The following is an 11,980-nucleotide window of genomic DNA, read 5'->3' as shown; positions in this document are numbered from 1 at the left end:
ATGTCACATTATTGATATTGTTAATAGATATGCCGTACTTTTTCACCTTCAGCACAAATCCCTAATAAAATGACTCGTTCCGCTCACACTTCCGTTTATTAAAATCGTCGTTTCCCAATTATGATATCGCCGGCTTTAAATGACGTATTTTGCATGGATTACATATTTACGACACAAATGATAAATGGAGATTTATATGAATAACTCTCGGTTATTCCGTTTGAGCAGGATTGTTATTGCGTTAACTGCCGCCAGCGGCATGATAGTAAATACCGCTTACGCGAAAGAGGAAGCGAAAGCCGCCTCCCAATATACGCAACAGGTTAATCAGAATTACGCCAAATCATTACCGTTTAGCGATCGTCAAGATTTTGACGATGCCCAGCGCGGATTTATCGCCCCGCTGCTCGATGAAGGTATTCTGCGTGATGCGAACGGCAAAGTTTACTACCGCGCGGACGATTACAAATTTGATATTAATGCCGCTGCGCCGGAAACGGTAAACCCCAGCCTGTGGCGTCAGTCACAGATCAACGGTATTTCTGGCCTGTTCAAAGTCACCGATAAAATGTATCAGGTGCGCGGCCAGGACATCTCCAACATTACGTTCGTGGAAGGCGAGAAAGGCATTATTGTTATCGACCCGCTGGTAACACCGCCTGCCGCAAAAGCCGCCCTTGACCTTTACTTCCAGCATCGTCCGCAAAAACCGATTGTTGCGGTTATCTACACCCACAGCCACACCGACCACTATGGCGGCGTAAAAGGCATTATCTCCGAAGCTGATGTTAAATCGGGCAAAGTGCAGGTGATTGCCCCTGCTGGATTTATGGACGAAGCCATCAGTGAAAACGTACTGGCGGGTAACATTATGAGCCGCCGTGCGCTCTACTCTTACGGCCTGTTACTGCCGCACAACGCGCAGGGTAACGTGGGTAACGGTCTCGGCGTGACGCTGGCAACCGGTGATCCAAGCATTATTGCGCCAACCAAAACAATCGTCAGAACTGGCGAGAAGATGATTATCGACGGTCTGGAGTTTGACTTCCTGATGACCCCTGGCAGCGAAGCGCCAGCGGAAATGCACTTCTATATTCCGGCACTGAAAGCCCTGTGTACCGCCGAGAACGCCACTCATACCCTGCACAACTTCTACACTCTGCGCGGCGCGAAAACCCGCGATACCAGCAAATGGACCGAGTACCTGAACGAAACGCTGGATATGTGGGGTAACGAAGCGGAAGTCCTGTTTATGCCGCACACCTGGCCGGTATGGGGCAATAAGCATATCAATGATTATATTGGTAAATATCGCGATACTATCAAGTACATTCACGACCAGACCCTGCACCTGGCAAACCAGGGCTACACCATGAATGAAATCGGCGACATGATTAAGCTGCCGCCTGCGCTTGCCAATAACTGGGCCAGCCGTGGCTATTACGGTTCTGTCAGCCACAACGCCCGTGCGGTATATAACTTCTACCTCGGCTATTACGACGGTAACCCGGCAAACCTGCATCCGTATGGTCAGGTGGAGATGGGTAAACGTTATGTACAGGCGTTGGGCGGTTCCGCACGCGTCATCAGCCTGGCGCAAGAAGCAAACAAGCAGGGAGATTATCGCTGGTCGGCAGAGTTACTGAAACAGGTGATTGCCGCCAATCCGGGCGACCAGGTGGCGAAGAATCTGCAAGCCAATAACTTTGAACAGCTTGGTTATCAGGCGGAGTCAGCCACCTGGCGCGGTTTCTACCTGACTGGCGCGAAAGAGCTGCGCGAAGGGGTACATAAGTTCAGCCACGGCACCACCGGTTCCCCGGATACCATTCGCGGGATGTCGGTCGAAATGCTGTTCGACTTTATGGCTGTTCGCCTCGATAGCGAAAAAGCCGCCGGGAAGAACATCAGCCTGAACTTCAATATGAGTAACGGCGATAACCTCAACCTGACCCTGAACGATAGCGTGCTTAACTACCGTAAAACGCTGCAACCGCAAGCCAATGCGTCCTTCTACATTAGCCGTGAAGATCTGCACGCCGTGCTGACCGGACAGGCGAAAATGGCGGATCTGGTAAAAGCGAAGAAAGCCAAAATTATTGGCAATGGTGCGAAACTGGAAGAAATTATTGCTTGTCTGGATAATTTCGATTTGTGGGTGAATATTGTAACCCCGAATTAATTCCACTCATTTTCGGGGGCATTCAAGCCCCCGAAAGTATTTATATTAAAAATACATACAGAAAATTAATACACAATATATATAAGTTATGAATGCGGTGGCTGAATAAAGCTATTTTTATTCATCAAGAAAATAGCCATACTGACGCCTTCAATGGATATTGATATTCACTACAGATATTGTTCGCAGCAGACAGGATGTATTTATTATGCCAACAGTTCTCTCTCGCATGGTGATGCAATTCAAAAAAGCAGCCTGGATAATTCCCGTCATCATGGTTTCGGGATGCTCATTATCTCCGGCGATCCCGGTGATTGGCGCTTATTATCCCAGCTGGTTTTTCTGCGCTATCGCCAGCCTTATTGTGACACTCATCACGAGGCGAATTATTCAGAGGGCAAATATCAATCTGGCATTTGTCGGAATTATTTATACCGCCCTTTTTGCTCTCTACGCCATGCTGTTCTGGCTGGCATTTTTCTAATCTATTTGAGATGCGCTCATGGAAAGTACGCCGAAAAAAGCTCCTCGCAGTAAGATCCCTGCCCTGCTGGTCGTTGCGCTGGCGCTGGTTGCCCTCGTTTTCGTTATCTGGCGCGTAGACAGTGCGCCATCAACCAACGACGCTTACGCGTCTGCCGATACCATCGATGTAGTGCCGGAAGTCAGCGGTCGTATTGTGGAACTGGCAGTCACAGACAACCAGGCAGTCAAACAGGGCGATTTGCTGTTCCGCATCGACCCTCGCCCATACGAAGCGAATCTGGCGAAAGCCGAAGCCTCCCTCGCCGCACTGGATAAGCAAATTATGCTCACCCAGCGTAGTGTTAACGCCCAACAGTTTGGCGCCGACTCAGTTAACGCTACGGTAGAAAAAGCCCGTGCCGCCGCTAAACAGGCCAGCGATACATTGCATCGTACCGAGCCATTACTGAAAGAAGGCTTTGTTTCTGCTGAAGAAGTTGACCGTGCGAGAACCGCACAGCGCGCTGCCGAGGCCGATCTTAATGCCGTATTGTTGCAGGCGCAGTCAGCCGCCAGCGGCGTCAGCGGCGTCGATGCGCTGGTCGCCCAACGTGCGGCGGTGGAAGCGGATATCGCGCTAACCAAACTGCATCTGGAAATGGCAACCGTCCGCGCGCCGTTTGATGGTCGGGTCATTTCCCTCAAAACCTCGGTTGGGCAATTTGCTTCTGCCATGCGCCCTATTTTCACGCTAATCGACACTCGTCACTGGTACGTTATCGCCAACTTCCGCGAAACCGATCTGAAAAATATTCATGCCGGTACGCCTGCGACGATTCGCCTGATGAGCGACAGCGGCAAAACCTTCGAGGGTAAAGTGGATTCCATTGGCTACGGCGTGCTGCCGGATGACGGCGGTCTGGTGCTGGGCGGCCTGCCGAAAGTGTCTCGCTCTATTAACTGGGTTCGCGTTGCCCAGCGTTTTCCGGTCAAAATCATGGTCGATAAACCTGACCCGGAAATGTTCCGTATTGGCGCGTCGGCAGTCGCTAATCTTGAGCCGCAATAATGAGCGCGCTCAACTCCCTGCCATTACCGGTGGTCAGGCTGCTGGCGTTCTTTCATGAAGAGTTAAGCGAGCGGCGACCTGGTCGTGTGCCGCAGACCGTGCAGCTCTGGGTAGGCTGCCTGCTGGTGATTCTGATCTCAATGACCTTCGAGATCCCCTTCGTGGCGTTATCACTAGCGGTGCTGTTTTACGGTATTCAGTCGAACGCGTTTTACACCAAATTTGTCGCGATCTTGTTTGTGGTTGCCACGGTGCTGGAGATCGGCAGCCTGTTTTTGATCTACAAATGGTCATACGGCGAACCGTTGATCAGATTGATCATCGCAGGTCCTGTCCTGATGGGCTGCATGTTTTTGATGCGCACCCATCGGCTGGGACTGGTCTTTTTCGCCGTCGCCATTGTCGCCATTTACGGGCAAACCTTCCCCGCCATGCTCGACTACCCGGAAGTGGTCGTGCGCTTAACGCTGTGGTGTATCGTTGTCGGCCTCTATCCAACCTTGCTGATGACGTTAATCGGCGTGCTGTGGTTTCCCAGCCGCGCTATTACGCAGATGCATCAGGTGCTTAATGATCGGCTTGATGACGCGGTACGTCACCTGACAGAAAGCCTTGCGCCGCTACCCGAAACGCGGATTGAAAGAGAGGCGCTGGCGCTGCAAAAACTGAATGTCTTTTGCCTCGCGGACGACGCCGACTGGCGAACCCATAACGCATGGTGGCAAAGCTGCGTGGCAACGGTAACCTACATTTACTCGACGCTGAATCGCTACGATCCCACCTCTTTTGCTGATTCGCAGGCGATCATTGAATTTCGGCAAAAATTAGCCTATGAAATCAACAAGCTGCAACATGCCATTGCCAAAGGGCAGTGCTGGCAAAGCGACTGGCGGCTTAGTGAAGATGAAGCGATAGCAGCACGGGAATGTAACCTGGAGAATATTTGCCAGACACTGTTACAGCTTGGTCAGATGGACCCGCACACGCCGCCAACGCCCGCCGCCAAACCGCCGTCAATGGTCGCCGATGCCTTTACTAATCCGGACTATATGCGTTACGCGGTAAAAACGCTGCTGGCCTGTTTGATCTGTTACACCTTCTACAGCGGCGTGGACTGGGAAGGCATTCACACCTGTATGCTGACCTGCGTGATCGTCGCTAACCCCAATATCGGTTCTTCGTACCAGAAGATGGCGCTACGTTTTGGCGGAGCTTTTTGCGGTGCAATTCTGGCGTTGCTGTTTACGCTACTGGTCATGCCATGGCTGGACAACATTGTCGAATTGCTGCTCGTACTGGCACCGATTTTCCTGGTGGGCGCGTGGTTCGCCACCAGCTCTGAGCGTTCTTCTTATATCGGCACGCAGATGGTGGTGACCTTTGCTCTCGCCACGCTCGAAAACGTCTTTGGTCCGGTTTACGACCTGGTGGAAATACGCGATCGTGCCATCGGCATTCTTATCGGTACGGCGGTATCAGCGGTGATTTACACCTTTGTCTGGCCTGAAAGCGAAGCGCGTGCACTGCCGCAAAAACTGGCTGGCGCGCTGGGTATGTTAAGCAAACTGATGCGTATCCCGCGCCAGCAGGAAGTCACGGCTCTGCGCACTTATCTGCAAATTCGTATAGGTCTACATGCGGCGTTTAATGCCTGTGAAGAAATGTGCCAACGCGTGGCGCTTGAACGTCAACTGGACGGCGATGAACGCGCCTTACTGATTGAACGCTCGCAAACAGTTATTCGTCAGGGACGCGACATTCTTCACGCCTGGGATGCCACCTGGAACTCGGCTCAGGCGCTGGATCACGCGCTCCAGCCGGACAGAGCCAGCCACTTTGCCGACGCACTGGAGAAATACGCTGCCGGTCTGGCAACCGCGCTCAGCCGTTCTCCTCAAATAACGCTTGAAGAGATACCCGCCTCGCAGGCCATCCTGCCCACCTTATTAAAACAGGAGCAACACGTCTGTCAGCTCATCGCACGCTTGCCAGACTGGACAGCCCCGGCATTAACGCCCGCCACGGAACAGGCACAAGGAGCCACTCAATGATCAATCGTCAACTTTCACGCTTGTTGTTGTGCAGCATTCTCGGCAGCATGACGCTGATTTCCGGCTGTGCGTTAGTGCGTAAGGATTCAGCCCCTCATGAACAGCTTAAACCAGAGCAGATCAAACTTGCCGATGATATTCATCTTGCCAGTTCCGGCTGGCCGCAAGCGCAGTGGTGGAGACAGTTTAATGATCCACAACTGGATGCGCTGATCCAACGGACGTTAAGCGGTTCTCACACCCTCGCCGAAGCGAAATTGCGGGAAGAAAAAGCGCAGTCGCAGGCAGATTTGTTAGATGCTGGTTCACAATTGCAGGTGGCGGCGTTAGGGATGCTCAACCGCCAGCGCGTCTCTGCCAACGGCTTTTTAAGCCCTTATGCGATGGATGCGCCCGCACTGGGAATGGATGGTCCGTACTACACCGAAGCCACCGTAGGTTTATTTGCTGGACTGGATCTCGATTTATGGGGCGTACATCGCTCAGCGGTTGCCGCCGCCATTGGCGCGCATAACGCCGCGCTGGCAGAAACTGCGGCAGTGGAACTGTCGCTCACTACAGGCGTAGCGCAGCTTTATTACAGTATGCAGGCCAGCTACCAGATGCTCGATCTGTTAGAGCAAACCCGCAGCGTGATTGATTACGCGGTGAAAGCGCATCAGAGCAAAGTGGCGCACGGCCTGGAAGCGCAAGTACCGTTCCACGGCGCGCGGGCGCAGATTCTGGCGGTCGATAAACAAATTGCTGCCGTCAAAGGGCAAATCACTGAAACACGAGAATCTCTGCGCGCATTGACTGGCGCGGGCGCCAGCGATATGCCGGAGATCAAACCAGTGGCGTTACCACAGGTACAGACCGGCATTCCGGCGACACTCTCTTATGAGTTGCTCGCCAGACGTCCGGATCTGCAAGCCATGCGCTGGTATGTTCAGGCGTCATTAAATCAGGTGGATTCCGCGCGGGCGCTGTTCTACCCAAGCTTTGATATCAAAGCGTTTTTCGGCCTGGATGCCATCCACCTGGATACCTTATTCAAAAAAAGCAGTCGCCAGTTCAACTTCATTCCAGGCCTGAAATTGCCGCTGTTTGACGGTGGACGGTTGAATGCCAATCTCGAAGGCACTCGCGCCGCCAGCAACATGATGATTGAACGCTACAACCAGTCCGTGCTGAACGCAGTGCGCGATGTCGCGGTCAACGGTACACGCCTGCAAACGCTGAATGACGAGCGGGAGATGCAGGCAGAACGCGTAGAAGCAACCCGCTTCACCCAGCGCGCCGCCGACGCCGCCTACAAGCGCGGTTTAACCAGCCGCTTACAGGCAACCGAAGCCGAATTGCCGGTGCTTGCCGAAGAGATGTCATTACTGATGCTGGATAGCCGCCGCGTGATCCAAAGCATTCAGTTGATGAAATCGCTGGGCGGCGGGTATCAGGCGGCTCCCGGCACCGAGAAAAAATAAAATGTCTGCCGCGTGATGGCTGTCACGCGGTATTTCGTTTCGTCACGTCAAAACTGACGACAGCCTGTTTTTCGTCAGAGTTTTGAATAAATAGTGCCCGTAATATCAAGGAATGTCCCCAAATAAAATGTGGCATAAAAGATGCATACTGTAGTCGAGAGCGCGTATGCGTGATTTGATTAACTGGAGCGAGACCGATGAAAAAAGTCGTCACGGTTTGCCCATATTGCGCATCAGGTTGCAAAATCAACCTGGTCGTCGATAACGGCAAAATCGTCCGGGCGGAGGCAGCGCAGGGGAAAACCAACCAGGGTACTCTGTGTCTGAAGGGTTATTATGGCTGGGATTTCATTAACGATACCCAGATCCTGACCCCGCGCCTGAAAACCCCCATGATCCGTCGCCAGCGTGGCGGCAAACTCGAACCTGTTTCCTGGGATGAGGCACTGAATTACGTTGCCGAGCGCCTGAGCGCCATCAAAGAGAAGTACGGTCCGGATGCCATCCAGACGACCGGCTCCTCGCGTGGTACGGGTAACGAAACCAACTATGTAATGCAAAAATTTGCGCGCGCCGTTATTGGTACTAATAACGTTGACTGCTGCGCTCGCGTCTGACACGGCCCATCGGTTGCAGGTCTGCACCAATCGGTCGGTAACGGCGCAATGAGCAATGCCATTAACGAAATTGATAATACCGATTTAGTGTTCGTTTTCGGGTACAACCCGGCAGATTCCCACCCAATCGTGGCGAATCACGTAATTAACGCTAAACGTAACGGGGCGAAAATTATCGTCTGCGATCCGCGCAAAATTGAAACCGCGCGCATTGCGGACATGCACATCGCACTGAAAAACGGCTCGAACATCGCGCTGTTGAATGCGATGGGCCATGTCATTATTGAAGAAAATCTGTACGACAAAGCGTTCGTCGCTTCTCGCACAGAAGGCTTTGAAGAGTATCGTAAAATCGTTGAAGGCTACACGCCGGAGTCGGTTGAAGATATCACCGGCGTCAGCGCCAGTGAGATTCGTCAGGCGGCGCGGATGTATGCCCAGGCCGAAAGCGCATCCATTCTGTGGGGTATGGGTGTTACCCAGTTCTATCAGGGCGTGGAAACCGTGCGTTCTCTGACCAGCCTCGCGATGCTGACCGGTAACCTCGGTAAGCCACATGCGGGCGTTAACCCGGTTCGTGGTCAGAACAACGTGCAGGGTGCCTGCGATATGGGCGCGCTGCCGGATACGTATCCGGGCTATCAGTACGTGAAAGATCCGGCTAACCGCGAGAAATTCGCCAAAGCCTGGGGCGTGGAAAGCCTGCCGGCCCATACCGGTTATCGCATCAGCGAACTGCCGCACCGTGCGGCGCATGGCGAAGTCCGTGCGGCGTACATTATGGGCGAAGATCCGCTGCAAACTGATGCGGAACTGTCGGCAGTACGTAAAGCCTTTGAAGATCTGGAACTGGTCATCGTTCAGGACATCTTTATGACCAAAACCGCGTCGGCGGCGGATGTTATTTTACCGTCAACCTCATGGGGCGAGCATGAAGGCGTGTTTACTGCGGCTGACCGTGGCTTCCAGCGTTTCTTCAAAGCAGTTGAACCGAAATGGGATCTGAAAACGGACTGGCAAATCATCAGTGAAATCGCCACCCGTATGGGTTATCCGATGCACTACAACAACACCCAGGAGATCTGGGATGAGTTGCGTCATCTGTGCCCGGATTTCTACGGTGCGACTTACGAGAAAATGGGCGAACTGGGCTTCATTCAGTGGCCTTGCCGCGATACTTCAGATGCCGATCAGGGGACTTCTTATCTGTTTAAAGAGAAGTTTGATACCCCGAACGGTCTGGCGCAGTTCTTCACCTGCGACTGGGTAGCGCCAATCGACAAGCTCACCGATGAGTACCCGATGGTGCTGTCAACGGTGCGTGAAGTCGGTCACTACTCTTGTCGTTCGATGACTGGTAACTGTGCGGCGCTGGCGGCGCTGGCTGATGAACCTGGCTACGCGCAAATTAATACCGAAGACGCCAAACGTCTGGGTATTGAAGACGAGGCATTGGTTTGGGTGCATTCGCGTAAAGGCAAAATTATCACCCGTGCGCAGGTCAGCGATCGTCCGAACAAAGGGGCGATTTACATGACCTACCAGTGGTGGATTGGTGCCTGTAACGAGCTGGTTACCGAGAACTTAAGCCCGATTACGAAAACGCCGGAGTACAAATACTGCGCCGTGCGCGTCGAGCCGATCGCCGATCAGCGCGCCGCCGAGCAGTACGTGATTGACGAGTACAACAAGTTGAAAACTCGCCTGCGCGAAGCGGCACTGGCGTAAATCAGCCCCTCTTACAGCCTCCTTTCGGAGGCTGTTTTTTTATCCATTCGAACTCTTTATACTGGTTACTCCCTACCCAATCGTATTATCAAAATGAAAAAAATTATCGCATTGATGTTGTTTTTGACATTCTTTGCCCACGCGAACGACTCCGAGCCTGGCAGCCAGTATTTAAAGGCAGCAGAGGCCGGGGATCGACGCGCACAATATTTTCTTGCCGACAGCTGGTTTAGCTCCGGCGATTTGAGCAAAGCCGAATATTGGGCACAGAAAGCCGCCGACAGCGGTGATGCTGATGCCTGCGCGCTGTTAGCGCAGATCAAAATCACCAATCCGGTCAGTCTGGACTATCCACAAGCAAAAGTGCTCGCCGAGAAAGCAGCACAGGCGGGCAGTAAAGAAGGTGAAGTGACGCTGGCGCATATTCTGGTTAATAGCCAGGCGGGTAAACCAGATTATCCGAAGGCGATTTCGCTGTTAGAAAACGCCTCGGAAGATTTAGAGAATGATACCGCCGTTGATGCCCAGATGCTGCTTGGCTTGATTTACGCCAACGGCGTGGGCATTACGGCTGACGATGACAAAGCAACCTGGTATTTCAAACGCAGCTCCGCGATTTCCCGTACCGGTTATTCCGAGTACTGGGCGGGGATGATGTTCTTAAACGGTGAAGAGGGTTTTATCGAGAAGAACAAACAAAAGGCGCTGCATTGGTTGAACCTGAGCTGTATGGAAGGATTTGATACCGGATGTGAAGAGTTTGAAAAATTAACCAACGGTTAAGATAGGCCTGATAAGACGCGTTAAGCGTCGCATCAGGCATCCACACATTGCCGGGTGGATATACCCCCCCGGCAATCTTCAATTACTGATCCGCAGTCTTATCAAATTTGCCCAGCATTTCACGTTCGTAGGCCATCGCCTTTTTGCGGTCAAATTTGTGTTCCCACTTGGCAATGACCAGCACAGCCAGCGCATTACCCACCACGTTCAGCGCGGTACGCGCCATGTCGAGGATACGGTCAACACCGGCAATAAACGCCAGACCTTCCAGCGGAATACCGACGCTACCCAGCGTTGCCAGCAGCACCACAAACGACACACCCGGCACGCCAGCAATCCCTTTCGAGGTCACCATCAGCGTCAGCACCAGAATGATTTCCTGCCAGATAGACAGGTCAATTCCATACAACTGCGCGATAAAGATAGCGGCAATACTTTGATACAGCGTCGAACCATCGAGGTTAAAGGAGTAACCGGTCGGCACCACGAAGCTGGTGATTGACGCTGGTGCACCGTAGGCTTCCATCTTCTCAATAATTCGCGGCAGTACGCTTTCAGAGCTGGCAGTGGAGTACGCCAGAATCAGCTCATCTTTCAGAATACGAATCAGGATCCAGACGCTTAACCCGCACAGGCGTGCCACAATTCCCAGCACTACCAGCGCGAAGAACAGAATGGCGAAATGCACCAGCAGCACCAGTTTCGCCAGTGGCCACAGAGAAGAGAAACCAAAGTTAGCCACCGTCACCGCAATCAGCGCAAACACACCCACCGGTGCATAACGCATCACCATGTGAGTCACTTTAAACATGGTTTCAGAGATGGAGCGGAACACGGTCACCAGCGGTTCACGATGCGTCGCGGGCAGGGAGGAAAGCCCCAGACCAAACAGCACCGAGAAGAAGATGATCGGCAGCATTTCGCCTTTCGCCATCGACGCCACAATGTTCGTCGGCACCAGCGACAAAATCGTGCCCATAATGCCGTGGGAACTGCTTTGTACCGCTTCCGTAGTGCTCTGATATTTCGAGATATCGACGGTCGCCAGCTGCGACATATCCACCCCGGCACCGGGCTGGAAGACGTTTGCCAGAGTGATCCCCAGAATGATGGCGACGGTGGTGATCACTTCAAAGTAGATAATGGTTTTCGCGCCAATACGCCCAAGCTGTTTGGCATCACCAACACCCGCGATACCTACCACCAGCGTGGAGATCACAATCGGCACAACAATCATTTTGATCAGATGGATGAAGATATCACCCGCCGGAGAGAGCAAATTGACGACCAGCCATTCGCGACTGTCGCTATGGTAGTGCAGGTAGCTTCCCAGGAGAATGCCCAGCACCATAGCAAACAGAATCTGCCAGGCCAGGCTGAATTTTATATTTTTCATATGAATGACTTCCTCAATGGAGCACCGTTCCCCGTTCAGAAACGCGAGAACGTGACATACTGCCAGGGCATGAATTGTGTTGCGTTGGTTTGTAGATTTTTTTAACGCTTATGATCAGTATCATTTGCGCGGTATGTTGCGCAACCCTTTAACAACAGAGCTTTTCGCTGCATTAATGCATAATAACGCGAGTTTATGACAGGTTATATGAATAACCATTTGTTAT

General features: G+C 52.6%; 8 protein-coding genes. 7 read left to right on the top strand and 1 reads right to left on the bottom strand.

Annotated features, from left to right (window positions below; translation table 11 throughout):
• Positions 1 to 196 precede the first annotated feature (196 nt).
• The 7 genes from yjcS (at position 197) to yjcO (ending at position 10,358) form a co-directional block, all read left to right on the top strand.
• Positions 197 to 2,182 (top strand): alkyl sulfatase YjcS, encoded by a 1,986-nt coding sequence (yjcS, locus tag A7Z29_RS16170; protein WP_105290468.1) that lies wholly within the window; start codon positions 197 to 199, stop codon positions 2,180 to 2,182.
• A gap of 208 nt (positions 2,183 to 2,390) precedes the next feature.
• Positions 2,391 to 2,666, top strand: coding sequence for a YtcA family lipoprotein (locus A7Z29_RS16165; RefSeq protein ID WP_010344852.1), 276 nt, complete (start codon positions 2,391 to 2,393; stop codon positions 2,664 to 2,666).
• Positions 2,667 to 2,684: 18 nt separating this feature from the next.
• Positions 2,685 to 3,716 (top strand): multidrug efflux transporter periplasmic adaptor subunit MdtN, encoded by a 1,032-nt coding sequence (gene mdtN, locus A7Z29_RS16160; protein ID WP_000446396.1) that lies wholly within the window; start codon positions 2,685 to 2,687, stop codon positions 3,714 to 3,716.
• Positions 3,716 to 5,767: a multidrug efflux transporter permease subunit MdtO gene (mdtO, locus tag A7Z29_RS16155; RefSeq protein WP_105290467.1), complete on the top strand. Its 2,052-nt coding sequence runs from the start codon at positions 3,716 to 3,718 to the stop codon at positions 5,765 to 5,767. The genes mdtN and mdtO overlap by 1 nt, the downstream gene beginning before the upstream one ends.
• Complete coding sequence (mdtP, locus tag A7Z29_RS16150; RefSeq protein WP_105290466.1) at positions 5,764 to 7,230, top strand: multidrug efflux transporter outer membrane subunit MdtP; 1,467 nt, start codon at positions 5,764 to 5,766, stop codon at positions 7,228 to 7,230. The genes mdtO and mdtP overlap by 4 nt, the downstream gene beginning before the upstream one ends.
• A 197-nt stretch (positions 7,231 to 7,427) precedes the next feature.
• On the top strand, positions 7,428 to 9,575 hold the full coding sequence (gene fdhF / locus A7Z29_RS16145; protein WP_077629703.1) for a formate dehydrogenase subunit alpha: 2,148 nt from the start codon (positions 7,428 to 7,430) through the stop codon (positions 9,573 to 9,575).
• Positions 9,576 to 9,668: 93 nt separating this feature from the next.
• Entirely contained in the window at positions 9,669 to 10,358 is a 690-nt protein-coding gene (gene yjcO / locus A7Z29_RS16140; protein ID WP_000719884.1) for a Sel1 family TPR-like repeat protein YjcO, read from the top strand.
• A gap of 82 nt (positions 10,359 to 10,440) precedes the next feature.
• On the opposite strand, the gene gltP is transcribed toward yjcO, so the two are convergent.
• Positions 10,441 to 11,754: a glutamate/aspartate:proton symporter GltP gene (gene gltP / locus A7Z29_RS16135; protein WP_000789605.1), complete on the bottom strand. Its 1,314-nt coding sequence runs from the start codon at positions 11,752 to 11,754 to the stop codon at positions 10,441 to 10,443.
• Positions 11,755 to 11,980 lie beyond the last annotated feature (226 nt).

The organism is Escherichia sp. MOD1-EC6842 (assembly GCF_002965705.1).
GTDB lineage: Bacteria > Pseudomonadota > Gammaproteobacteria > Enterobacterales > Enterobacteriaceae > Escherichia > Escherichia ruysiae.
This window is presented reverse-complemented; position numbering and strand designations above follow the sequence as displayed.